We start from the raw sequence: 23554 nt of genomic DNA, 5'->3' as shown, positions 1-23554 counted from the left end.
AGAACCGCGCTCACAAGGCTAGTTGACTGTGTGTCAGTGTCCAATCACAGTAGCGGCAGGGACCTATCGACATATTTATAGTTGTGCGCACCCTGGGGGCGAAGGGGAGGGACGTCGTCATGGATCTGGCCCTGTTACGCACCTTCGTGACGGTGCACCGGGCCGGTTCCTTCACCCGCGCCGCGGCACTGCTCGGCCTCTCACAGCCTGCCGTCACGTCCCAGATCCGCACCCTGGAGCGGCAGCTCGGCCGCCCCCTCTTCCTGCGCCAGGCCCGCGGCGTGACCCCCACGACCATCGGCGACGAACTCGCCCACAAGGCCGCCCCGCACCTGGACGCGCTCATGGAGATCGCCGAGGCCGGGCCCGACGAGGAGTCGCCCATGCGCACCCTCCACCTCGCGGGACCGCCCGAGTTCACCGCCGAGCGTGCCCTGCCCGCGCTCACCGCCCTGACCGGACAGGACGGCCACGGGTACGCCCTGCGCGCCTCGTTCGGCACCGCCGACGAGGTCCTGGAGGGGCTCGCGGCCGGACATCACGACCTGGCCATCGCCACGGCCCGGCCGCGCGGCGCGCTGCTCACCGCGACGCCGCTCTGCGACGAGGAGCACGTCCTGGTCGCGGGGGAGCGGTGGGCCGCCCGTCTCGGTCTCGGTGGGCCGGGACCCGGCGGGCCGGGCCCCCGCGGTTTCGGCCGCGGGGGACTGGGCCGCGGGGGAGCGCTGCCGCTGGAGAACCTGCCGGTGGTCGAGGTGCACGAGACGCTGCCGTTCGTCTCCCGCTACTGGGCCGCTGTCTTCGACGCCCGCCCGGCCGCCTCCGGCGCCGTCATCGTGCCGGACCTGCGGGCGGTCCTCGCCTGCGCGGCCTCGGGCGCCGGACTCGCCGTACTGCCCCGCTACCTCTGCGCCGACGCCTTGAAGCGCGGGGATGTCCTGGCCCTCCTCGAACCCCCGGTACCGCCGTTGCGTACGTACTTCCTGGTCGTGCGCACCGGCACGCCGGCCATGCCCCACATCGCTCGGGCGCATGAATGGCTGCTGCGGGCCGCCGCCGAATGGTCTTGAGGGACGGTCGGCGACTGGGCTTGATGGCGGTTCCGAGTGGGCCGCGATGTTTCACGTGGAACAGTCCGGGCCACATTCCCCCCATGACCGTCCGACCCGTGGTCAAACGCACCGCGCGCGCCGTCCTGCTGGACGGAGACGACCTGATCCTGATCAAGCGGACCAAGCCCGGCGTCGATCCGTACTGGATCACCCCGGGAGGCGGCGTGGAACCGGAGGACGCCACCGTCGTCGACGCACTCCACCGCGAGGTGCACGAGGAACTCGGCGCCAAGATCACCGATGTCGTGCCCTGCTTCGTCGACACCGTGGAGCACATCGGTGAGGACGGCGGCGCGACCGGCGTGAAGGTGCAGCACTTCTTCGTCTGCCGTCTGGAGTCCATGGACACCGGCCTGCGGCACGGCCCCGAGATCGAGGAGCCGTGCGGCGAGTACGAGATCGTGCACGTGCCCTTCACCCGGGTCGGCATCGCCTCGGTCCACCTCGTACCGCTGTCGCTGCGGCACTATCTGGACGGCAACATCGAGGGCGTACGTGCGATGCACGCCCCTGATCTGGGCTGAACCGGGCTGTGGGTCACTCCCCCGCGACCACCAGCTCCTCCACGGAGTCATGGCGGATGCGTGCCTCGGGGATGCCGACGTCTCGCAGCGCGTCCACACCGCTGCGGATCATGCCGGGCGGACCCGAGAGATAGGCGTCGTACTCGTTCCACGGGCCGTACTCGCGCACGGCGTCCGGCAGTTGGGCCCGCTCGTCCACGACCGGGCGGACGGAGAGCCAGGGGTGGCTCTGTTGCAGCCGCAGCATCGTGTCGATGTCGTACAGGTCGTGATCGGTGCGGGCGCCGTAGAACACCTCCACCGGGCGCCGCCTGCCGTGCTCGGCGACGTCCTCGACCAAGGCCTTGATCGGCGCGATGCCCGTGCCGCCGCCCAGACAGAGAAGGCCGCTGTCGGTGGTGTGGTCGACGGTCATCGAGCCTCCCGGCGGGCCCAGCCGCAGGACGTCCCCGGGACGGGCGTGGTGCACGAGTGCGTTGGAGACCCAGCCGGCCGGGACGGCCTTGACGTGGAAGGAGAGCAGCCCGTCGGAGCGGGGCGCCGACGCGAAGGAGTAGTGCCGCCAGATCCGCGGCCACCAAGGGGTCTCCAGGCTGGTGTACTGCCCGGCCAGGAACGGATACGGCTGGTCCGGGCGGACCGTGACCACGGCGATGTCCGGTGTCCGCAGGTCGTGTGAGACGACCTCCGCGAACCACCAGGCGGGGGCGCGCAGTTCGTCCTCAGCCGCCGCGTCGATCATGACCTGGGAGATCGTCGTGTATGTGCGGACCCAGGCGGCCTCGGTCTCCTCGTCCCAGATCGCGCTCGCGTACCGGCTCAGCGAACCGATCAGGCATTCACCGACGGCCGGATAGTGCTCGGGGCGGGTGCCGTACTTGCGGTGCCCCCGGCCGAGGTTCTTCAGATACGAGACGAGTACGTCGGTGTGGTCGATGTGCTCGGCCGCTGTCAGCAGCGCCTTGAGGAGGCGGTCCCGCTGGGTGTCCATCGCCGCGGGGAACATCGGGCGCAGGTCGGGGTGGCGGGTGAAGAGCAGCGCGTAGAAGTACGAGGTGACCTGGTCGGCGACAGGGCCGATCTCGGCCATCGTGCGCTGCACCAGGGCGGCGTCGGGCGACGCCGGTCGGGACGGCTTGGCCACGGAGTCCTTCACCACGGGGGGTGGCGCCGACTGTGTCGCCGGGGATGGAGTGGGCTGGGACTGAACTGCGGGGGACGGGCCGACCGAAGCGGCAGCCAGTATTCGCTCCTCCGCCGAGCTGCCCGCGGAGCCGGCCGCGGAGTCGGCCGCCGCCTCGTCCGACGGCCTTTCCCCCGGTTCAGCGACAGGCTCGGCGGCGGGCACGGGGCCCTCAGGCCGGCCCAGGGGACGTATGGAAGCGGGCCGCCGACCCTCGGAGGCCTGGTGCGCATCGGCGCCGGGCTGCTGCGGGTGGCCGTCCTCCGGCCGCTTCGGGGGCCTGCGCGGAGTGAACCAGCCACCCCCGCCGCCGGAAGTGCCGTCGTCCGACGACGTGGTGGTCGGAGCGTCCATGCTGTGCCTCGCCTCGAACATCTCTCGGTCGGTCTGTGCACTTCCTGTCGGAAGCCGCCTGCTTTCCCCGCTCTGCCTCGATGGCCGATCCGGCCACATTGAACCCCGAGTTACCGGGCCCTACGGACAAGTAGGTCGAGAATGTGACATTGGCCGCAGTGACTCACGGCAGCATCCCATTCGGCGTCACCGCATCGGCTGCATAACGAGAAGTACCGGCTCTGGATCTCTCTGCCCCGTTAGGCTTCGTTGACCTGCGCGCGTGCCCCCCAGGATGCGAAGAAGCGCACCCGGCACGAACCGGAGTCGACCATACCGGCAGCCGCGCGACATACAAGTCCCCTGCCCTTCCTCGGTAATTCAATGCATCCGCCTGCCAATTCCCTCAATTAACGGGCGTGCCGGACCAATTCGTACGCCTTACGCAGGTCGCGCCCCACATAAGAGTGGGTGGCCAGGCTGACCAGCCGTGGGTCCGCATTGACCGCGACAGAGACCGGTACGACGCCGAAGAGCTCCAGGTCGGACAGCGAGTCGCCGTACGCGACGCAATCGCTTCGGTGTATCCCGAACTCTTCACAGAGCCGGTCCGCGATCCTCACCTTGGCCGCGGCGTCGAGAATGCCCGCCGGTTCGACGGGCTCGGTGAACGGCACGGCCGGAAAAAGTGACCCATGCGCGGCATGCGCGCCCCACTCGACGAGCCGCTCCACGAAGAAGGACGGCGAGAGCGACACCACCGCGCAGTAGTCACCGGCCTCGCGGATCCGGGCCCAGGTCTCTCGGACACCGGAGAGCCAGGGCGCCCCCTCAAAGGCGGCGGTCACCTGCGCGTCCGTGAGCTCCGCCCACAGGGAGCACACGCGCACCGCGTACTCCGGCGAGTCGATGCGCCCGGCGACGAAGTCCCGCTCCAGCGCCGTGATCTCCGCGTCCAGTCCGAGCTGCCGCGATATCTCTACGGGCGCCGCCGTGCCGTGCAGCAGCGTCCCATCCAGATCGAAGAGGTGCAGTCGTGCCATGTACGCCGAGGCTAGTACCCGCGGTTACTCCCGCTGTCAGACGCCCTGGCCCCGCCTCGGTCGGCACTGTGTTTCACGTGAAACTTAGCCGCCCCGCTCGCCGGGCCACCCTGGTCGTCCATGTCATCGGCGCAGCCTGCTGGCTCGGGCTCACGCTCGGGCTCGCCGCCCTCGCCCTCACCGCGATCACGACGGACGCCCCCGCGGCCGTGGAAGCCTCCGTCCGCTCGATGAAGGTCTTCGCGGACTGGCTGGTTCTCCCGCTCGCCCTGATGACCCTGGTGAGTGGACTGGTGCTGTCCTTGGGCACCCAGTGGGGCCTCGCCAGGCACCGCTGGGTCTACACAAAGTTCTGGCTCACCCTGGCCACCACCCTCGCGTCGGCCTTCGCGCTGCGTCCCGGTGTCGACGAGTCGGCCGCGACCGTGTCCGTGGGCAATCCGGTACCCGACACGGCCGGCCTGATCGCCGGCCCACTCATCTCGCTCAGCGCCTACCTGTTCATGACGGTCCTGTCGGTGCTCAAGCCCTGGGGGCTCACCCGACGTGGCCAAAAGCAACGTGCTTCTGCCCACAAACGGGTGGACGCCGGGGACATACGTCAGACAGCCTGACCCGAGTGTCGACACCTTCCCTCTCCGCACTGCCCATCCGCCGACTCACCCCCCGCGATCTGGCGTCCTGCGCCGACCTGTCCGAGGACAGGGGCTGGCCCCGTGAGGAACACAAGTGGGGTCTCCTGCTGTCGGCCGGAACGGGCTACGGCATCGACGACCCCGACGGCAACGGCCTCATCGGCGCCTACGTAGTGACCCGGTACGGCCCGCAGGAGCGGCCCGGCCTCGCGGCGATCGGCATGGTCCTCGTCGCCGAGCGGTACGCCCGCCATGGCATCGGCCGCCGCCTGATGCGGTACGCCATCGAGGAGACCGCCACCATCCCGGTGACGCTCCACGCGACACCGAACGGCCGCCCCCTCTATGAACAGCTCGGCTTCAAGGTGATCGGCCGGGCCGAGATGGTCCGCGGCCATCTGGTCCCCGCCGGGCCGCTTCCCGGCATCGCGACCCGCCCGGCCACCGCGGAGGACCTGACCGCCATCCTCCGGCTCGACACCGAGGTGTTCGGGCATGACCGGACCCACGTGATCACCCGGCTGCCCGCCTTCACCGACCAGCTCCGGGTCGCGGAGGCCGACGGGGAGATCATCGGCTACGCGGGCGCCTGGCCGAACATGGAGACCCACGTCGTCGGCCCGCTCATCGCACGGGACACGGAGACCGCGAAGGCGCTCATCGCCTCGCTCGGCGCGCACACCGACCGGCCGCTGCGCACCGACATCGACGTACGGCACGAAGAGCTGCTCGACTGGCTGAAGGAGAGCGGTCTCGCCCCCGTCGCCTTCAACGCCGTGATGGCCCACGGCACGCCGGAGCTGCCCGGCGACTGGACCCGCCGCTTCGCACCGCTGACGGTAGCGGCGGGCTGAGAGCACCCGCGGGCCTCTCCGTCGCGTACGGGGGTTACGCGAGGGCCTCCACGGCCTCCGTCGCGAAGCCGTGGTCCTGCTCGGGGGCGCCGCCGCCGACTCCGATCGCGCCGATCAGGCGACCGTCACGGTGGACCGGCACGCCGCCCGCGATGAAGAGCAGCGGCCGGTCGAGGGCGGTGGGCAGGGTGTGGAAAAGGCCACCGGGCTGGACCGCGTCGACCAGGTCGGCGGTCGGGGCGTTCAGCTGGAGGGCCGTGTACGCCTTGCGGGTGCTGGTCTCACCGGAGATCAGCACGGCCCGGTCGTCGCGCCGGAAGGCCAGGAGGTGGCCGCCCGCGTCGAGGACGGTGACGCTGACGGTGACGTCGGCCGCCTCGGCGGCGCGGCGGGCCGCGGTGACGAGCGCTTCGGCGTCCTCGATGGTCAGCGGGGCTACGGCGGTGGCGGTGGCGGGGCTCATACGGTGTTTCTCCTTGCGGTGCGGTACTGAGAGGGGCGGAAGAAGGGTCAGTGGTGTACGGGCGCGGCCTGTTCGGCGGGGGCCTTGCCGGTCACGACGAGGCTGGGGGCCGCCGCGGCGGAGCGGCGCTCCAGGGCGGCCGAGAGAATGGCCAGGACGAGAGCCGATCCGGCGAGGACGGCGCCCACCCAGTTCGGGGCGGTGTAGCCGAGGCCCGCGGCGATGACGATCCCGCCGAGCCAGGCCGAGAGGGCGTTACCGAGGTTGAAGGCGCCGATGTTGACGGCCGAGGCGAGGGTGGGGGCGCCGGAGGCCTGGTCGAGGACGCGCTTCTGGAGCGGCGGTACGGTCGCGAATCCCAGCGCGCCGATCAACGTGATGGTCACGGCGGCGGCGATCTTGTTGTGCGCGGTGAGCGTGAAGAGGGCGAGTACGACGGCCAGGGCGCCCAGCGAGATGTACAGCAGCGGCATCAGCGCGCGGTCCGCGAACTTCCCGCCGATCAGGTTGCCTGCGACCATGCCGAGGCCGAAGAGGACGAGCAGCCAGGTGACGGAGGAGTCCGCGTAGCCGGCGACGTCCGTCATCATCGGCGCCAGGTAGGTGACGGCGGCGAAGACGCCGCCGAAGCCGAGGACCGTCATCGCCATGGCCAGCAGCACCTGTACGTTGCGGAAGGCGGCCAGTTCGTGGCGCAGCCGGACACCTTCGGGCTTGGGCAGGTCGGGGACGAGCCTGGCGATGCCCGCGAGGCCGACGACACCGAGCGCCGCGACGAGTCCGAAGGTCATGCGCCAGCCGAGCGTCTGCCCGACGAAGGTACCGAGGGGCACACCGACCACATTGGCCACGGTCAGGCCCGTGAACATCATGGCGATGGCGCCGGCCTTCTTCTCGGGGGCGACCAGCTCGGCCGCGACGACCGAACCGATGCCGAAGAAGGCGCCGTGGGCGAGGGACGCGACGACACGGCCCGCCAGCATCACGCCGAAGACCGGGGCGACGGCGGAGAGCAGGTTGCCCGCGATGAACAGGCCCATCAGCAGCATCAGCATCCGCTTGCGCGAGATCTTGGTGCCGAGGACGGTCATCAGCGGGGCGCCGAGGACGACACCGAGGGCGTAGCCGGTCACGAGGAAGCCGGCCGTGGGGATGGAGACGCCGAAGTCACCCGCGACCTCGGGGAGCAGCCCCATGATCACGAACTCGGTGGTGCCGATTCCAAAGGCGCCGATCGCGAGGGCCAGTAGCGCGAGAGGCATGGGACTACCTTCCAGACGGTTGCAGGTGCGCTTAACGTGCGTCCACAATAGTTGCAGACGCGGGTTAATTGCAAGCGCTGGATATTGCACGGGTGGACTATCCTGGGTCGTAGTCACTCCGGGACGGAGGAAACAAGAGCCATGACAGCGACGGATCCCGCACTCACCGCCCTTGCTCAGGGGTGGTGCGCGCTCTCCCTGCTCCACGGGCAGATCGAGAGCCACATCGAGCGCGCCCTTCAGGCCGAGCACGGGCTGAGCGTGCGCGAGTACTCCCTGCTCGACGTGCTCAGCCGCCAGCACGACGGCGAGGGCGGCCATCTGCAGATGAAGCAGGTCGCGGACGCCGTGGTCCTGAGCCAGAGCGCCACCACGCGCCTGGTCAGCCGCCTGGAGGACCGCGGGCTGCTCTCGCGCTACCTGTGCCCCACCGACCGGCGCGGCATCTACACGGACGTGAGCGAGGCCGGCACCGCGTTGCTCAATGAGGCGCGCCCCACCAATGACGCGGCCCTGCGCGAGGCCCTCGACGAGGCCGCCCGGAATCCTGAGCTCGCTCCGCTGGTCAAGGCCGTCGAGACACTGCGCGTGCCTGCCTAGGGCTGCCCGCTCCTCGTCCGGAGAGAGGCCTGCTCCTGAAGCGGTGGCCCGCATAGGCTGCGGCCATGGGAGATCTTGAGATACGCCCGGCCGTAGCCGACGACCTGCCCGCCATCGTCGCCATGCTCGCCGACGACCCCCTGGGAGCCACGCGTGAGTCGCCGGACGACCTCACCCCGTACGTCGCCGCGTTCCAGCGCCTGGCCGACGATCCCAACCAGCGTCTGGTCGTCGCCGTACGGGAGGGCCGCGTAGTCGGCACGCTTCAGCTCACGATCGTTCCGGGGCTCTCCCGGAAGGGCGCCACGCGGTCGATCATCGAGGGCGTACGCGTGCACGCCGACGAGCGCGGCAGCGGGCTCGGCACCCGGTTCATCGAGTGGGCGATCCAGGAATCCCGCCGCCAAGGCTGCCAGTTGGTCCAGTTGACCTCCGACGCCACCCGCACCGATGCCCACCGCTTCTATGAGCGGCTCGGGTTCAGCGCTTCGCATCTGGGCTTCAAGCTTCAGCTCTGAGGCGGCGCGGAAGGGGCCATGTTTCACGTGAAACATGGCCCCTCGCCTCTGGCCCGTCGCCTCTGACCCGCCGCCTCTGGCCCCTCGTCACCGTCCGTCAGAAACCCCGCCATCCCTCCGGGGCCACGCCACCGGGCACCGGCGCCCCTTCGTCGTACGGCTTGCGCGTGAAGACGAACGACCCCAGGTCGAGATGGCTCACCGAGCCGTCCGTCCGCCGTACCGGCCGCAGCAGCTCTCCCGCGTAATAGCCGTCGAGCCCCGTCCAGGTGCCGTCGCCGTTGGACCGGAACCGCGCCTGGCGTCCCGCGCCGGACAGCGGGCCGAGCTCGACGCCTCCGTCGGCCGACAGACGGAGCGCGAGCACCTGCGTCCCCCAGCACCAAGGACCTGCCAGCTCCAGCACCTTCTCGTCGACTTCGGGGAGCGGCCGCCACGGCTCGGGGATGCGCGGCTCCGCCTCGGCCACGATCTTCACGAGGTCCGCTGCCAGCGTCGCCACCAGCGGCCCGGAGGTGCAGTTGGCCAGCGCGACCGCGGCCACCCCCTCCTGCTCGCTCACCCACAAACCGGCGAGGAAGCCCGGCAGCGAACCCGTGTGCCCGGCCAGGCTGAGTCCCTCCCACCGCAGCAGGTCCAGGCCCAGGCCGTACGACCTGTCCCAGCTCTCCGGCTGCGACGGTGCCGACGGGGTCCGCATCTCCCGGACGGACTCAGCGCCCAGGACCCGCTCGTCACCCTTCGCCAGGAAACAGGCGAAGCGCGCCAGGTCAGCCGTCGTGGACCACAGCTGGCCGGCAGGTGCCATCAGCCCCAGATCCTCGGCGGGCTCCGGCATCATCACGTCCGCCCACGGATGCACCGCCCAACCGCCCGCGTGCGGAGCCTGCGGCTGTGCGCTCGTGCGGTTCAGCCCCAGCGGTTCGAGCACCTCGCGGCGCAGCACGTCCTCCCACGAGGCGCCCCGCACCGTCTCCACCAGCGAACCGAGCAACGTATAACCGGGGTTGGAGTAATGGAAGCGGCGGCCGACGGGGTGCCGGAAGGGCTGCTCACCGAGGACGTCGGTGAGCTCCGGGCGCGTCGACCCGGGCGTGCGCTCCCACCATTCCCCCGGCGTCTCGGCCGCCAATCCGCCGGTGTGCGCGAGGAGTTCGGCGATGGTGGCCTCCCCCGCGCCCGTCCCCGGCAGGTGCTTCTCCAGCGGGTCCCGCAGGTCCAGCAGTCCCTCGTCCCGCAGTCGCATCACCAGGACGGCGGTGAAGGTCTTGGTGATCGACCCGATGCGGTACTGGACGTTCTCATCCGGCGCGTGCCCGTCCACCATGCTGCGGGCGCCGCTCCACACCACCTCGCCGTCCCTGGCCACGGCGGCCACCAGGGAAGGGGTCCGGCCTTCCGCCTGTGCGGTGGCGATGCGGTGCAGGAGGGCGCGGCGGGTGGTGGGGAGCAGTTCTTCGTGGGGCGTTGTCATGGGGACAGTTCACCTGGGTGGAGCCGGTGCGTCGAGCCAATTCGCCTTCTGTCCCCGCACACCGGGACCCGAACCCTCCCCGGGCACCATGCCCCGTTCGGCCCGGGAACACCGCCCACCGTCACCGCCGTCACCACCGACGCCGCACGGGCTCCACCCGCTCCAGCTTCGTCCAGCCCGCCCAGCCCCGTTCCTTCAGCAGCTCGAACAGTCGACGGGCCGGCGGCGCGGTGTCAAAGGCCAGCGCGTCCATCAGCTTGGTGAACGGCGGCTCGATGTCGGCGTCGTCGACGTAATCCTCGCCCTGCTCCTCGGCCACCCGCGTGATGTAGGCGGCCAGCCTGTCGGCCAGCTCGACCAGGCGCGGGTCGTCGTCGGCCCCGTCCAGCGCCTGGCCCAGGGTGACGTAGAAGTCGACGAGCCGCGGATCATCGAGCTGCTCGCCTTTGCGCGCCGCCCACTCCGGGACCCGCTCGGGCGAGTGGGCGGCCAGCGGGATCCAGCCGTCGCGTTCGACCCGGATGATCCGTTCGTCGACGCCGAGCGCCCGCAGCCGGTCGAGGAACCCGACGACTTCCGGGGGCAGCGCCAGGCTGTCCCCGGCGGTGAGGCGGGCGATCCGCTCACGGTGCAGCTGCCGCTCCCGGATCTCCGCCCGCAGCCGCTCGTCGATCTCGGCGACCGCCGCGGCGAACTCCTCCCCGCCCGCCTGGAGCAGCTCACGGATGCGTGCGAGAGGAACCCCGGCCTTGGCCAGGGTCCGGATCCGGATCAGTTCGACCACGGCCCCGGCGTCGTACCGCCGATACCCGGAGTGGTCGCGCTCCGGCTCCGGCAGCAGCCCCTTCGCGTGGTAGTGCCTCACCGCGCGCACTGTCACTCCGGCGTACGACGCCAGTTCACCGATGGTCAGCACGAGGCAAGTCTCCTAGCGCCCGGCGCGGGTCCGGTAGAGGCGCCGCGCCCAGAGGTATCCGCCCGAGCCGATCAACACGCACCAACCGATGGCCCAGAACATGTCGGAACCGTCCGGTGTTCCGGCAAGGAGCCCTCGGAAGCCGTCCATGATCGGCGTGAATGGCTGACGCTCCGCGAACCACCGCAGCCCGGTCGGCATCGAATCGACCGGCACGAACCCGCTGCCGACGAACGGCAACAACACGAAAATCATCGGCCAGTTGCTCGCGGTCTCCGGATTAGGAGAGGCCAGGCCCAGCGCCACCGTGAACCAGGTCATCGCGAAGGAGACGAGGCCGAGCAGTCCGGCCAGTCCGCACCACTGCGTCACCGAGGCGGCACTCCGCAGCCCGAGCGGGAACGCCACGGCGAAGACCAGAGCCAGCGCGAGCGCGGTCTGGATCATCGCGCCGAGCACGTGCCCGGTGAGCACCGAGACCTTGGCTATGGCCATCGTCCGGAACCGGTCGATGACACCGTTGGTCATGTCGGTGGAGACCGACACCGCGGTGGAGATGGAGACGCTCGCCACCGCCATCATCAGGATCCCTGGAGTGATGAATGTCAGGTAGTCGCCGCGGCCCCCCGTCGGTGCCCCCGGCAGTCCGGCGCCCATGGTGCCGCCGAAGACGTGGACGAACAGCAGCAGGAACACCAGCGGCTGGCCGATCAGGACCAGTGTCATCGACGGGTACCGGACCATGTGCCTGAGATTGCGCCGAAGCATGGTCATCGAGTCCCGAACGGCATACGTACCGACGGCCCCGCTCATACCGGAACCTCCTCGGAAACCCGTTCGTCCGTGGTGGGGCGGCCGGTGAGGGCCATGAACACGTCGTCCAGGTCCGGGGTGTGCACGGCGAGCCCGGTGACCACGCGGTCGTCGATCCCGTCGAGCAGCCGCCGCAGCGCGGTGAGACTGCCGTCGTGCGGCAGGGTCACGGTGAGCGCCCCGGGGTTCGGACTCGCCCGTGGCAACCGTCGCGCCAGCTCGGCCACCGCCTCACTGTCGGCGGCCTGAAGCTCGATATGGCCACCGGGGACCAGCCGCTTCAGCTCGGCGGCGGTGCCCTCGGCGACCAGCCGGCCGCCGTCGAGCACACCCATCCGGTCGGCCAGTTGGTCGGCCTCCTCCAGATACTGGGTGGTGAGGAAGACGGTGACGCCGTCAGCCACCAACTCCCGCACGATCTCCCACAGATCGCGGCGGCTGCGCGGATCGAGTCCGGTGGTCGGTTCGTCGAGGAAGATCAGCCGGGGCCCGGGCACCAGGGTCATCGCCAGATCGAGTCGCCGTTTCATGCCACCCGAGTACGTCGCCGCACGCCGGTCGGCGGCCTCGACCAGCCCGAACCGCTCAAGCAACTGGCCGACCATGTCCCGCGCGCCACGGCGGCCGAGGTGACCGAGGTCGGCCATCAACCGCAGATTCTCCCGCCCGGTCAACAACTCGTCGACGGCGGAGAACTGCCCGGTCACCCCGATCGACGCACGCACCTGATCGGCTTCCCGGCGCACGTCGTACCCGGCGACGCGCACCTCCCCGGCATCCGCGGGCAGGAGCGTGGACAGGATCCGGACGGTCGTGGTCTTGCCGACGCCGTTCGGCCCGAGCAGGGCATAGACGGTGCCCGCGGGGACGGTCAGGTCGACACCGGCGACCACTTCACGGCCGCCGAACGCCTTGCGCAGCCCGACGACCTCGATCGCACTGGTTCTCGTAGTCATGCCGACCATGCTGAAAGGTTGCCTCTGGGGAAGGGTCAACCGTCACGCCGGGAGCCGCGGGTCCGGGCCCGCGTCCACGCCGTTCTGCCCACGGCTAAGGCCGGCCCGCGGCCGCCTGACGATCACTACCGTCGGGCCTCATGACGACGGTCACCACGCGAACAGTCACGTATCCCGCCGACGGCCTCACGATGATCGGACACCTCGCGCTCCCCGCCGGCGCCGGCCGCCGGCCCGCGGTCCTGATCGGCCCGAGGGACCTGGCCTGAACGATTTCCAGCGCCGCCGGGCCGACGCCCTCGCCGAACTGGGCTACGTGGCGCTGGCCTTCGACATCAACGGCGGACGCTGGTTCACCGACCCGCAGGAGATGCTTGCGCACACGACGCCCCTGCTCGCCTCGCCCGACCGGATGCGGGACATCGGCCACGCGGCACTCGACGTACTGCCCGCCGAACCACGGACCGACCCCGACCGGATCGCCGCCATCGGCTACGGCACCGGGGGCGCCATCGCGCTCGAACTCGGGCGCGACGGCGTCGACCTGCGCGCGATCGGGACGGTCAACGCCACGATCACGGGCCGGCCGGGCGAGGCGGCGCGCATCCGCTGCCCGGTATGGGCCGGGGTCGGGTCAAAGGACCCGATCATGTCGCCCGAGCAGCGAGAAGCCTTCGCCGCCGAGATGCAGGACGCCGGCGTCGACTGGCGCCTGGTGGTCTACGGCGGCGCCCTGCACGCCTTCCACCACCCGCCGGTCGACCAGACCGTGCTCCCCGGCGTCGGCTACCACGCACGTCACGCGCAGCGAGCCTGGAGCGACATCGTCGGCCTCCTCGCCGAGTGCCTTCCCGTGACGGAGTGAGGCCGCCGGCGGACGAGACCGGGTGCCCGCGAACCCCAAGGGGTGGCGAGGCCGACCTGTGACCCCCGCCTGACGGCACGTACGTACGACTTCGGAACATGGGCTGCGCGCACGGAATAATCCCCTTGCTCAATGGTCAAGGAACGTTGACCATTGGCCGCATGACTACCGACGACCTGCCCGAGACGTTTCACGTCACCACTGACGACCAGCTGCGCGCCGTCTCCAATCTCACGCGTCACCGGATCATGGCCGTGCTCCGCTTCGAGCCGGCGACGATCACACAGATCGCCGAGCGGGTCGGCCTCGCGAAGGGGAGTTCCAGCTACCACGTGCGGCTGCTCGAACGGGCCGGCCTGGTGAAGGTGGTACGTACGCGGAAGGTCCGGGGGGTCACCGAGCGGTACTACGCCATGGCCGCACGGTCGATCACCCTGCCGGACCCGGGGGCGGGGCACCCGGACGTGCTGATGCGGCACGCGGTCGCCGACCTGGAGGCGGCGCCGGCGGATGGCGAGCGGCACGTACGGATGGCGCATCTGCGGCTCACCGATGAGCAGTTCGCGGAGCTGGGGGCGCGGTTGGAGGCGCTGGCGGACGAGTACCGGGAGCGGTCCGACCCGTCGCTGCCGGACGCCTCGCTCGCCTTCGCGTTGTTCAGACCGACGCCGCGCGAGCAGGCCGAGGCGGACTCCGAGTGACGCCGCCTGTCGAGAAGTTGCCGGCCGGCTTCGGACGGCTGTGGACCGCGCAGACGGTGTCCTCGTTCGGTGACGGGGTGACGCACGCCGCGCTGCCGCTGCTCGCGTTGACGTTGACGCGGGACCCGATGGCACTGGCCGTCATCACGGCCGCCGGCACGCTGCCGTGGCTGCTCTTCGGGGTGCTCGGCGGTGCGCTGGTGGACCGCTGGGACCGCCGGCGCACGATGTGGGTCACGGACGCGGCACGTGCGGTGCTGCTCGCGATACCGGCGGCAGCGGCCGTGCTCGACGTGCTGAGCGTTCCCCTGCTCGCGGCCGTCGCCTTCCTTCTCGGCCTCGGCGGACTCTTCTTCGACACGGCCGCCACGGCCTATCTGCCGGATCTGCTCGGCCGCGACCCCGCACTCCTTCAGCGCGCCAACTCCCGCCTGCGCGGCACGCAGACCGCCGCGTCCGGCTTCGCGGGGCCGCCCGCGGGCAGTGCGCTCCTCGCACTCGGGCGGGCGGTTCCGCTGCTCGCCGACGCGGTGTCGTTCGCGCTCTCCGCCGCTCTCGTACGGTCGCTGCCCGCCGCGCCGCGGCCCGTACCGCAGGCCCGCGAGTCGCTGCTGCGGCAGGCGCGGGCCGGGGCCTCGTACGTCTTGCGGGATCGGTTGCTGCTCGGGCTCGCACTGCGTCCGGCGGTCGGGAACGTCGCCTTCCTCGCCGTGGAGACCGTCCTCGCCCTCTTCGCGCACGATCGTCTCGGCATCGGCACCTTCGGCTTCGGCCTGCTCCTCACGGCGGAGGCCACCGGCGGTCTGCTCGGCGCGGGCATCGCCTCCTTCCTCGGCCGACGACTCGGCACCGGCACCGCGCTGACCTGCACGGCCGCAGTCGAGGGACTCGCCATCCTGGGCCTTGCCGCTGCCCCGAACCCATACGTCGCCGGATTCGCGCTCGCCGTCTGCGGAGCGGGTATGGGCGCCACGATGGTGCTCGGGCCCTCCCTCCGGCAGACCATCGTCCCCGCCCACCTCATGGGCCGGGTCGCCTCCACCTCCCGCATGCTCGCCATGTGCGCCGCCCCGTTCGGCGCCTTCCTCGGCGGCTGGCTGGCCACCGCCTACGACGTACGCACCCCGCTCTACGCCGCCGCAGGCCTCCTCCTCACCATGACCGCCGTCACGGCGACCATGACCAGCAACCGCCGAGTCGAAGCGGCGCTGCGTGGCGCTGCCTCGCCCGGCGGCCCACGTCACCCGGAACCCGAGATCCGATGAACCGAACCGGCCGATACCCGTTGTAGGGAGCCGACTCTTCTGACTAACCTCAGCCCTGTGAGCTGGAGTTCCAGCTCTCGTCCAAGTTGATGTCACCGGCCGAACGTCCGAGTAGCTTGACCAATCAGTGGCCGCATCGGGGTTCCCCGGCGTCGAGGGGGCAGTCTCCGCTCAGGGAGCCCAATCAGGAAGCTCTGGCATGATCCCGCTCATGGGTGATTGGTTCGTGCAGGCAAACCATGGCGTGCGGTTCGAGTGGGGACCAGTCGGCGCGGAGCTTCTCGCGCAGGACACCGCCTGTCTTGTCGTTGTCGACGTGTTGTCGTTCACGACGTCGGTGACGGTTGCGGTCGAGGCGGGGACTCAGGTTTTCCCATATCGCTGGCGTGACGAGACCGCTGAAACTTTCGCTGCCGAGGTGGGGGCCCAACTGGCCGTGGGGCGGAGCATGGCCAGCGAGACGTCACCGTGGTCGTTGTCGCCAGCTGCGCTGCGACGTGCTCCATTCGCTCCGCGGCTGGTGCTCCCTTCGCCTAATGGATCGACCATCGCCGTTGCGGCCGGGGAGGCGACGGTGGTTGCTGGGGCACTGAGGAACGCATCTGCTGTCGGCCAATGGCTGGCAGATCGAGGCTATGGAACACCCGAGCAACCAGTACTGGTGATTGCCTCGGGTGAGCGCTGGCCCGACGGCAGTCTCAGGCCCGCGCTCGAAGACCTCGTCGGCGCCGGATCCGTGATCGCCGCACTGCGCCAATTCGGTCGGAGCAACCTCTCGCCGGAGGCGGCAATCGCGGCCGCGGCTTTCGACGGCGTGTCAGACGTGGGCGCCACTGTCGCGGCCTGTGCATCGGGCCAAGAGCTCATCAACAGCGGTTATGCAGACGATGTCGCCATCGCGACAGAGCAAGACGCTTGCGATGTCGTCCCCATCCTCGTCGACGGAGCGTTCGTTGGCACTGACTAGGCGGGGAATCGTCATCTAGCCTTCCGCGCTCTGCAGTTCAGGCAGGACGTCGGCGAGAGCCTCAATTGCTTCAAGGACCTGTTCGCCGAACTCGGTCAGCCTCATGGCGTGGTTCCTCTGCGCTCGGTGGAGGAGCTGTGCCCCGAGGTCGCGTTCAAGCCGGTTGATCTGTTCGACGAGGTTGTGCGAGTGCAGGCCGACGCCGTGTGCTGCTGATCTGATCGAGGGGTAGCGGGTGGCGGCGGCAAAGCGGGCGAGCCGAAGGCCGGCGCCTGGAGTGCCGGTGGCCGGCCTGAGGATGGGTGGGACGGCTTGATCGTCCAGGATGCTCTTGAGCGCCCTGTCGTGGCTCACTCCTCCGCGGCTGCGAAGAGGGATGCCGTACTCTCTCGCCCACCGGGTGATGGTGGTCTTGCTCGCGCCGGTTTCGACGGCGATGTCTTTGATCGTTCGACGGCGGTCGACGTACTGCTCGGTCAACCACTCGCGGGAGACCCGATCCGGGAGATTCCGCCACCAGGAAGCGCTCTTGACCGGGATGCCGTATTCCTCGCGGAGGGCGTTGACGACGCCTTGGCTGACGCCGTGGCGTCTCGCGATCTCCTCGAGCGGGATCGTGTCGTAGAGGGCTTCGAACTCGGGTGCTGGAAGGGCTTGGCGAAGTCGATAGCGCACTCCGCCGGTTGCCCTGAGCTCGTGTCTTGTGTGTTCTCGCTCTGGAGCCGGGTGGTGCTTGAGGACGTAGCGGATGACCTCGATGGTGGTGCAGAGTTCGTGGGCGATGGTTCCGACTGGTGGGCTGTCGCGCTGCCGGGCCAGTGCGTGGACCCTGCCGATGTCCACGGTCCTCACGTCGGGTCCCGGCAGGGGAAGACCATCGATCAGGTCCAGTGGCGGCTCCCAGGTCAGCGGTTCGTTCGTGACTCCGCGGTCGCGCAGGAAGCAGTGTGCGACCTCGTCGAGGGCCATGGCCAGGTGTGGAGTGGTTCTGACGACGAAGTCGGCCATCGCGGTCCGGAACCCCGAATCTGAGCAGGCGAAGGCAGCGGGCGCGTGATCGGCGGAGAGGCTGCTGATGCGTTCGAAGAGCAGACCGCGGACGATCCGCCTTCGCCACTCCCCGCCCGGACGGGTATGAGTCTCGCGGCAGATTCTGCGCCATTCGGCCTCCGGTAGAAGCTCGGTGTAATCGAGTGCGCGACGCCGGTCGTAGTCGATCGGGGCGGGACGAGTATCGAGGTGGTCGGCGAGCCGCAACAGTGCGCTCTGGATGGCCTGCCACCCGGGTTCGTCTCTCAGGATGGTTGGGAGGCGGGCAATGAAGTCGCTCTCTTCGAGAGAGCTGCCAAGGTGTCCTGCGGCTGTTCCGATTTCCATTCGGCTGCCGATGATCATGAGCAGGCAGGACAGCGCGGGCCATGTCATGCGTGGGTATCGGGTTTGCGGAGGAGACAGTCGCAGGGCCCAGGACGGCCAGAGAGTTGAGGGGATCGAGCAGGCCCGGCGTCTGCTGATCGATTCGGTGGGGTCTGGGTCCCTGGGGAAGTCTGAGGCCGCCCGGTAACGCAGTTCACGGACCGGCAGCATCCTCGGCGCGAGTGCCTTGAGTTGGATGGCGCGGAGGACTGGGCTGATTCCTTTGCCCCAGTGCAGGGCAGCGGTGGGCGTGATCTCGCTTCCATTCAGCAGCTTCTCCAGCTCTGCTGCGGCCCGCCGAGTGTCGGGCTGTCGCAGGATGTGCAGGGCCGCAGTGACAGCGAGAGCTGTGGTTTCCGCCCTGGTGGGTGCCATGAATCCGGGGCGGGTGGGGGTGTTGTTGCGACCACGGCGCCTGGACTCTTCTTCATCCGCGTGCCGCCATGCTCTGGTGAGATCGGTGGGCATCTCGGCGGCGAGCGGTGCCGGCAGTGCGTGGAACAGCGCCCTGTGGGCCAGGACTCGGACGTCCGCGAGCGCCGCCTCGATCGGCTGCGGGGCACTGCGGTAAGCACCGAATTCGGCAACGCCGTTCTCGATCGCCTCCAGTATGACTCGCTGTCCGGTCACCGCGGGGTGTCCGTCGGGCAGGGGCAGAGGGTGGGCAGTGATCAGGTCGTGCCCGCAGCGGGGCTTGCTGCCGGCGACCGCATCGTCACGGGGGCTGGTGCACCGGCCTGGGGCTGGGATGCCGTACTTCGGGTGGGGTGTGCGTCGTTGGAGGCGTCCGCAGGAGGGGCAGAGGTCGGCGAGGAGCCGACGGTGGGTGAGGCAGACGTAGGACCAGCCCAGTCGCCAAGTCAGCATCCAGCGGCCTCCGTTGTTAGCGAGGCATTCCGGGCAGTAGCGGGAGCCGCTTCCTCGGCCCCAGAGGCGCCGTCGCTCCACTCGTCCGGTGGCGGGGTCGAACAGCACCGCCCGCTGGTCATAGTGGGCCAGCACCATGGCCAGGATGGTGTCGGGATCTGTGCGGGTGACAGTCGCGACGGCGGCTGCTTGCTGAGGGTGGATTCGGATAGTCAAGTCACGCGGATGCCACCGCTGGTCGTCCTGCTCCGTGCCGAGACCGAGCGCTTGGATCAGATCCCTGAACGGAGTGTGAAGAAGGTGAGCCTGTGTCTCCAGCCAGGAGTCAAGGGCCTCGCCAGGAAGCGGCGGAATGCGGATCGGCAGGGTCCTGAGCGTGGTCACGCGGCGTTCCGCTTCCGTGTGGGACGCGGGCGGGCGGTCATCCGCCGGCTCTTGAACTTGGCTTCCAGGACCTTGCGTACCTTTTCTGAGGCCGCGTCCAGCTTCACCCCGTCCAACAGGTCTTCGTCGAGACGTTCGGTGCCGCTGCGGACCGCCCGGTGACAGCCCCGGTTGATGAGCGTCATCAGCGAGCCGATGTGTCCGGCAGTACGGATGTAGAGGTAGTCGGCGAGATCGTCGGCCAGCATGCCCGGGTGCTTCTCGCTGAGCACGAGCCGCTTCTCAGCCGCCAGGAGGAAGCTGCGGAAGTCGTGGCGGCGCTGGTCGTTGTTGACGGTGAAGGGGTCCATGCCGAGCGGGGTGGTGCGGCGTGCGGTCTGCGCGAGGGTGACGTCCCCGCTGTCGTCGGCCTCGGAGTAGAGGCCGCGTCGCTCGAGCTCGACGCCGACGAAGACCAGGGTGACGGGGAACTCGTTAGCGATGTGCTTGAAGTGGTTGCTGACCTCTTTGCCGTTCTTGAACTTCCACTTCAGGAAGTGCAGGTCATCAATGACCAGGAGCTTCGTCTCGCACTGCAAAACGCAGTCCAGGGCCCGCTGGACGAACTGGGTGGCCGTGCCGGTGGTGCGGCCGGGATGTGCGTAGAACTCCAGCAGGGCGCGGTTGAAGTCCTTCATGCCGATGTTGCTGGTCAGCCCGACCCGGGCGACAGGCCACCGTTCGTGCCCGGCCTCGGTGAACGCCCCCTCTTCCTCGATCTCACGCAGGTAGAACTTCTTCGCGAAGTTCAGCACCGCAGTGGTCTTGCCGAGCCCAGGGAAGGCATCGACGGCGATCGCGCCCTTCGGCTTGTCACCGTCCTGCAGATTGCTGTCGACGATGTCCCACAAGTCTTCCTGCAGCGCCTTGAGTTGAGGCGTCTTGATGGGGCCGAGGTTCGCGTGCCAGATCCGCCGCAGCTTGTCGTACGACTTTCTGGCCGCAGGGCTCAGGGCCCGCAACTGCGCCCGTGTCAGCAAGTCCGGCTGCTGGCGGGGCGGCGCCTCGGCCACTCGCCGGAACCCCTCCTTGCGGGAGAGCGTGAGGTTGTCCAGCTTGGGATAGAGGTCTTCCGGCCTGTCGGCGGGGGTGTGGGTCACGCGTCCTCCAAGGCGTCGGCGTAGAAGTCGTCGGCGTCCTGGGGTTCCAGTTCGTCCTCCTCGTCGTCGTCACCGGCGAGCACGTCCTCGGGCTCCTCCGGATCAACCGCCTCCGGGCCCCTGTCCTCGGCCTCTGGCGCTCTGCTGTCGGGCAGAGCCAGGACCCGTGCGACGGAGGGCAGGGTGGTGACGTCATCGTCATCGGTGTCCGGGACCTCGATCGTTCTCTGTTCCCGGACCAGCCGCAGTGCCATGCGCCGCTCGGTCCGGGTGAGGCCCAAGCCCAGGTTCCAGCGCTCCAGCAGCTCGGCCACCGCGACCTCGTCGTCGGGGTAGCTGTACTTCGCCGCGGCCATCTTCCGGCCGAGCTCGAGGGCCTCCTCGCTGACCGGGAACTTCAGGGCCGGAGCGTGTTCCCACTCCAAGGTGTGCCAGCGACGGGTCCTCGGGTGACGGAAGTAGACGTAGCGAATGTCGTCGGGATCGGCCTGGACCGGCCAGCCGCCCTTCGCCTTCGGCCCGGTGTAGGGGCTGGTCACGTTCCTGACGTCATTGAGGCCGTCGCCGTTGTAGCGGCATCCACGGATCTCAATTCCGTAGTGGTGGACCGGTTTCCACTCGGTCTTCAGGAACTCGAAAGCCAACTCCGCATCGCGGGGGACCTCGATGTAGCCGGCGCGGGCGATCCCGTGGTCGAACATCGCCGCTGGTGACAGATCCAGCCCCGGCATCCTCGGGTCGACCAGGCCGCGATGGGGCCGGTGGTGATAAACCACCGCGACCCATTCCCGGATGATCGCTTCCAGTTCGTCGAGGAAGAAGAACGCCTCTCCCTCCGGGTTCAGACCGCGGGCATAGAGGTCCGGTCCCTTGTAGCCCGGCAAGGACTGAAGCAGTCCGTCCCGCAGCGTCCGGAAGAATCTCTCGATCGGCCCCTTGTCCCGGCCCGTCCGCAGCCGGGCCGGCTGGATGGAGATGCCCATTCGCTGACAGACGCTGGTGATGTGCTCGGAGACGTAGGGCTTGCCGTGATCGACCACGATTGTCTCCGGCACCATCGCCGGCCCGGCGACGCCCTCGGGCGTCGCCGCGTCCACCATCGGTCCCTCCATGGCATCGCGGTCCAGGACGATCCCGTGCGGAATCCCGTGATCGGGCCAGACCGCGTGAGCCGGCCAGTCCTTGCCCGCCGGGCGCGGGCGATATGCCTGGAAGAGGGTTCCGCTGACGTCCACGGACTTGGTGGACACCGGCGTCAGCCGCAGACCGGTGATGCAACGCGAGTACCAGTCCATCGCGACGGTCAGTTCAGCCTGCACCCATCGCATCGTGAGCGGGTCCAGGGCGAACACATCCAGCCGCGTGGTGTCCAGCAACATGTACTCGCCCGGACGGGTGGGCCGCAGCTTTCCGTAGGCCCTGCCCGGACGGGCCGCGATGTCCCGGTTCCGCTTGGCACTCAGCCGGAAGGTCGGCAGACGGTTCTCCAACTCCGTGAGCCAGGAGTAGGCCGTGGACCGCTTCGGCAGTTTCACCTCCCCCTCGCCGTAGCGGGCGATCAGCCTCGGACCGATCGACCGGATGACCTGGGCTTTGCCTGGAGTGGACTCCTCCTCGTACTCGGCCATGACCTCCAGGGCCATCTCCACCCAGCGCGGATCCGCTCGCCCCAGCCCACCCGACTCCGGTGCGGCCGGCCGGTCGCGGACCAGGCCGGCCTCCCGCTCGGTGTGAAAGGCCCTGACCCAGCGCTGAATCGTGCTCAGGCTCACCTCCAGTTCATCGGCTTTCGCCTGGTAGCGGGCCATCTTGGGGAGTCCAGGAGCGTACTCGGGGCGCGGTTCACCGGGTGCGGCGATCTCACTCGATCCCGAGCGGTAGCCGTAGAGGAGTTCGTTGAGATGAGCGGCCCGTTCCCTGATCACCTTCAGCTCGTCGTCGTCCAGCTGGGCCAGAACCACCGAGGCGGCTTCTCCCGGATCGTCCGCGGACGGGCCCGGGTCATCCGCGATCACCCTGGCGCGGCCCGAGGCGAGGACTTCCCTCAGCGACAGCCGGAATCTGCGGTCCCGCCCGTCGCGTACCAATACCTCGTTGCCAGTGGCGGCTCCGAACATCTCCTCCACTACGACGACTTCGCCGTCGTAGTGGAATCGCGTGCCCACCCCGACGCGGACAGCGGCCCCGCGCATCCTGCCCCCTCCCGAGACCCTCACGACCGGTCGCCGCCCCGCGTCCCGGCCGGACTCCGGGTCTGATCGTTGCTCCGATACCGGGGGCAGGCTGCGGGTGCCGGTCCCCTTCACCTGCGCAGGCCCGGTGCGCAACACGTGCCGCGCCGACAGTGGCGTCGTCAGGTCCGTCACTAGATGCTGGCGCCAGAGCAGATGCAGCACTGCGGCACGAGCCAGCTCCACCGGCCTGCCGGGCAACGAGCGAAATGCCTCCCCGAGCGTCTTGCCCTCCAGGTCGGCCGCGCGGATCTCCCGCAAGAGCGAAGACGAGAACAACCAGTCGCGGCGGTATCCGGCGAGAAACCGTAGATTCGCGACCTCGTCCGCGGGCGGTTCCGTCCAGACCTCGAACTCCCAGCCCCGGGACTCCACCACGTCCCGGGCCCATCCCAGCGAGAACCTCACCTTCGGTCTCGGCAGGAGCTTCCTGGGCTTGACGTCCACCACCAGCGGCACGTTCCCCTCGCGCAGGAGCAGGAAGTCGGGGACGTGCCGCCTCATCCTTCCGTCGATCTTCGTCTTCATCAGGAACGGCTGGGCGTAGACGGCCCGCACCTGGTGATCGAAGTCGGCATAGAGGAGCCGGGTCAGCTCGAGTCGGGACTCGTAGATCACGTGATCGCTCATGGTCGAGGACCAGTACGTGCCCGAGTAGTGCTTTTGCCCGTAGAACCAGCGGAACGTCCGCCAGGGCGCCGCAGGCTGAAACGCCTCCGCCTGCCCAGCCGGCCAGGACAGCTCCTCATCGAGGACCCCGTCCGTACGCCGCACCTGCACCAGCACGGTGCCAACCCCACGATCCACGCTGTACCCCCGCGATCCAGGCGGGTCAGCTGTGCCCGCCAGACCAGACCTCCGTCTGACGCGGGAACGCTCTCCGGCAGACGGCACAAGATGCAGGAAGCGGCCCCAAACCACCGCTTGGGATGGCTCGGCGGGCATGAAGTGTCCAAGTCCAACGACCAATCCGTCAGACGGTGGTCACAGCGATCTGGAATATGGCGTCAGAAATTGGACGCTACACCCGTCC

Annotated in this window: 20 protein-coding genes and 1 pseudogene; 10 read left to right on the top strand and 11 right to left on the bottom strand. The window is 69.4% G+C overall.

Annotated features, from left to right (window positions below; translation table 11 throughout):
* Positions 1-119: 119 nt before the first annotated feature.
* Together ACF062_RS23680 and ACF062_RS23675 are read left to right on the top strand one after the other, a co-directional pair.
* Entirely contained in the window at positions 120-1070 is a 951-nt protein-coding gene (locus ACF062_RS23680) for a LysR family transcriptional regulator (RefSeq protein WP_392140958.1), read from the top strand.
* 83 nt (positions 1071-1153) lie between these two features.
* Positions 1154-1636, top strand: coding sequence for an NUDIX domain-containing protein (locus tag ACF062_RS23675; RefSeq protein ID WP_223775622.1), 483 nt, complete (start codon positions 1154-1156; stop codon positions 1634-1636).
* Positions 1637-1649: 13 nt separating this feature from the next.
* On the opposite strand, the gene ACF062_RS23670 is transcribed toward ACF062_RS23675, so the two are convergent.
* Together ACF062_RS23670 and ACF062_RS23665 are read right to left on the bottom strand one after the other, a co-directional pair.
* Entirely contained in the window at positions 1650-3194 is a 1545-nt protein-coding gene (locus tag ACF062_RS23670) for a globin domain-containing protein (protein ID WP_392140956.1), read from the bottom strand.
* 368 nt (positions 3195-3562) lie between these two features.
* On the bottom strand, positions 3563-4195 hold the full coding sequence (locus ACF062_RS23665; protein WP_392140954.1) for an HAD family hydrolase: 633 nt from the start codon (positions 4193-4195) through the stop codon (positions 3563-3565).
* 77 nt (positions 4196-4272) lie between these two features.
* Between ACF062_RS23665 and ACF062_RS23660 the strand changes: the two genes are divergently transcribed.
* On the top strand, positions 4273-4809 hold the full coding sequence (locus ACF062_RS23660; protein ID WP_392140952.1) for a DUF2269 domain-containing protein: 537 nt from the start codon (positions 4273-4275) through the stop codon (positions 4807-4809).
* A 5-nt stretch (positions 4810-4814) separates the two neighbouring features.
* Complete coding sequence (locus ACF062_RS23655) at positions 4815-5684, top strand: GNAT family N-acetyltransferase (protein WP_392140950.1); 870 nt, start codon at positions 4815-4817, stop codon at positions 5682-5684.
* 34 nt (positions 5685-5718) lie between these two features.
* Here the strand turns inward: ACF062_RS23655 and ACF062_RS23650 are convergent, their stop codons facing one another.
* On the bottom strand, positions 5719-6147 hold the full coding sequence (locus ACF062_RS23650) for a heme-binding protein (RefSeq protein WP_392140948.1): 429 nt from the start codon (positions 6145-6147) through the stop codon (positions 5719-5721).
* A 47-nt stretch (positions 6148-6194) separates the two neighbouring features.
* On the bottom strand, positions 6195-7409 hold the full coding sequence (locus ACF062_RS23645; RefSeq protein WP_392140946.1) for an MFS transporter: 1215 nt from the start codon (positions 7407-7409) through the stop codon (positions 6195-6197).
* A gap of 141 nt (positions 7410-7550) precedes the next feature.
* Between ACF062_RS23645 and ACF062_RS23640 the strand changes: the two genes are divergently transcribed.
* Entirely contained in the window at positions 7551-8009 is a 459-nt protein-coding gene (locus ACF062_RS23640) for a MarR family winged helix-turn-helix transcriptional regulator (RefSeq protein ID WP_392140944.1), read from the top strand.
* Between the two features lie 65 nt (positions 8010-8074).
* Positions 8075-8527, top strand: a complete 453-nt coding sequence (locus ACF062_RS23635; protein WP_392140942.1) for a GNAT family N-acetyltransferase — start codon at positions 8075-8077, stop codon at positions 8525-8527.
* A 97-nt stretch (positions 8528-8624) separates the two neighbouring features.
* Here ACF062_RS23635 and ACF062_RS23630 read toward each other — a convergent pair whose 3' ends face one another.
* The 4 genes from ACF062_RS23630 to ACF062_RS23615 all read right to left on the bottom strand — a co-directional run bounded on the left by ACF062_RS23630 (position 8625) and on the right by ACF062_RS23615 (position 12686).
* Positions 8625-10001: a serine hydrolase domain-containing protein gene (locus ACF062_RS23630; protein WP_392140940.1), complete on the bottom strand. Its 1377-nt coding sequence runs from the start codon at positions 9999-10001 to the stop codon at positions 8625-8627.
* 130 nt (positions 10002-10131) lie between these two features.
* A complete protein-coding gene (locus ACF062_RS23625; protein ID WP_392140938.1) occupies positions 10132-10917 on the bottom strand; it encodes a MerR family transcriptional regulator in 786 nt (261 codons plus the stop codon).
* A gap of 12 nt (positions 10918-10929) precedes the next feature.
* Positions 10930-11730, bottom strand: a complete 801-nt coding sequence (locus ACF062_RS23620) for an ABC transporter permease (protein ID WP_392140936.1) — start codon at positions 11728-11730, stop codon at positions 10930-10932.
* Positions 11727-12686, bottom strand: a complete 960-nt coding sequence (locus ACF062_RS23615; RefSeq protein WP_392140934.1) for an ATP-binding cassette domain-containing protein — start codon at positions 12684-12686, stop codon at positions 11727-11729. The genes ACF062_RS23620 and ACF062_RS23615 overlap by 4 nt, the downstream gene beginning before the upstream one ends.
* A gap of 140 nt (positions 12687-12826) precedes the next feature.
* Between ACF062_RS23615 and ACF062_RS23610 the strand changes: the two are divergent.
* The 4 genes and pseudogenes from ACF062_RS23610 (at position 12827) to ACF062_RS23595 (ending at position 16484) form a co-directional block, all read left to right on the top strand.
* Positions 12827-13551, top strand: a pseudogene (locus ACF062_RS23610) (dienelactone hydrolase family protein).
* A gap of 161 nt (positions 13552-13712) precedes the next feature.
* Complete coding sequence (locus ACF062_RS23605; RefSeq protein WP_392140933.1) at positions 13713-14252, top strand: ArsR/SmtB family transcription factor; 540 nt, start codon at positions 13713-13715, stop codon at positions 14250-14252.
* On the top strand, positions 14249-15517 hold the full coding sequence (locus tag ACF062_RS23600; protein WP_392140931.1) for an MFS transporter: 1269 nt from the start codon (positions 14249-14251) through the stop codon (positions 15515-15517). Before ACF062_RS23605 ends, ACF062_RS23600 begins: the two co-directional genes overlap by 4 nt.
* Positions 15518-15716: 199 nt before the next feature.
* Complete coding sequence (locus ACF062_RS23595) at positions 15717-16484, top strand: 2-phosphosulfolactate phosphatase (RefSeq protein ID WP_392140929.1); 768 nt, start codon at positions 15717-15719, stop codon at positions 16482-16484.
* A 15-nt stretch (positions 16485-16499) separates the two neighbouring features.
* Here ACF062_RS23595 and ACF062_RS23590 read toward each other — a convergent pair whose 3' ends face one another.
* The 3 genes from ACF062_RS23590 to ACF062_RS23580 are packed head-to-tail and all read right to left on the bottom strand — an operon-like array spanning position 16500 to position 23328.
* Positions 16500-19151, bottom strand: a complete 2652-nt coding sequence (locus tag ACF062_RS23590) for a TniQ family protein (protein WP_392140927.1) — start codon at positions 19149-19151, stop codon at positions 16500-16502.
* Positions 19148-20290: an ATP-binding protein gene (locus ACF062_RS23585; RefSeq protein ID WP_392140926.1), complete on the bottom strand. Its 1143-nt coding sequence runs from the start codon at positions 20288-20290 to the stop codon at positions 19148-19150. Before ACF062_RS23585 ends, ACF062_RS23590 begins: the two co-directional genes overlap by 4 nt.
* Positions 20287-23328: a TnsA-like heteromeric transposase endonuclease subunit gene (locus ACF062_RS23580; RefSeq protein ID WP_392140925.1), complete on the bottom strand. Its 3042-nt coding sequence runs from the start codon at positions 23326-23328 to the stop codon at positions 20287-20289. Before ACF062_RS23580 ends, ACF062_RS23585 begins: the two co-directional genes overlap by 4 nt.
* Positions 23329-23554 lie beyond the last annotated feature (226 nt).

Source organism: Streptomyces sp. NPDC015345, from assembly GCF_043078805.1.
Lineage (GTDB): Bacteria > Actinomycetota > Actinomycetes > Streptomycetales > Streptomycetaceae > Streptomyces.
This window is presented reverse-complemented; position numbering and strand designations above follow the sequence as displayed.

Bases quoted from the DNA above. Each gene is read 5' to 3' on its own strand.
- ACF062_RS23675 (WP_223775622.1), top strand. From the start codon at position 1,154: ATGACCGTCCGACCCGTGGTCAAACGCACCGCGCGCGCCGTCCTGCTG.
- ACF062_RS23620 (WP_392140936.1), bottom strand. From the start codon at position 11,730: ATGAGCGGGGCCGTCGGTACGTATGCCGTTCGGGACTCGATGACCATG.
- ACF062_RS23665 (WP_392140954.1), bottom strand. From the start codon at position 4,195: ATGGCACGACTGCACCTCTTCGATCTGGATGGGACGCTGCTGCACGGC.
- ACF062_RS23630 (WP_392140940.1), bottom strand. From the start codon at position 10,001: ATGACAACGCCCCACGAAGAACTGCTCCCCACCACCCGCCGCGCCCTC.
- ACF062_RS23645 (WP_392140946.1), bottom strand. From the start codon at position 7,409: ATGCCTCTCGCGCTACTGGCCCTCGCGATCGGCGCCTTTGGAATCGGC.
- ACF062_RS23595 (WP_392140929.1), top strand. From the start codon at position 15,717: ATGATCCCGCTCATGGGTGATTGGTTCGTGCAGGCAAACCATGGCGTG.
- ACF062_RS23650 (WP_392140948.1), bottom strand. From the start codon at position 6,147: ATGAGCCCCGCCACCGCCACCGCCGTAGCCCCGCTGACCATCGAGGAC.
- ACF062_RS23605 (WP_392140933.1), top strand. From the start codon at position 13,713: ATGACTACCGACGACCTGCCCGAGACGTTTCACGTCACCACTGACGAC.
- ACF062_RS23640 (WP_392140944.1), top strand. From the start codon at position 7,551: ATGACAGCGACGGATCCCGCACTCACCGCCCTTGCTCAGGGGTGGTGC.
- ACF062_RS23635 (WP_392140942.1), top strand. From the start codon at position 8,075: ATGGGAGATCTTGAGATACGCCCGGCCGTAGCCGACGACCTGCCCGCC.
- ACF062_RS23615 (WP_392140934.1), bottom strand. From the start codon at position 12,686: ATGACTACGAGAACCAGTGCGATCGAGGTCGTCGGGCTGCGCAAGGCG.
- ACF062_RS23670 (WP_392140956.1), bottom strand. From the start codon at position 3,194: ATGTTCGAGGCGAGGCACAGCATGGACGCTCCGACCACCACGTCGTCG.
- ACF062_RS23680 (WP_392140958.1), top strand. From the start codon at position 120: ATGGATCTGGCCCTGTTACGCACCTTCGTGACGGTGCACCGGGCCGGT.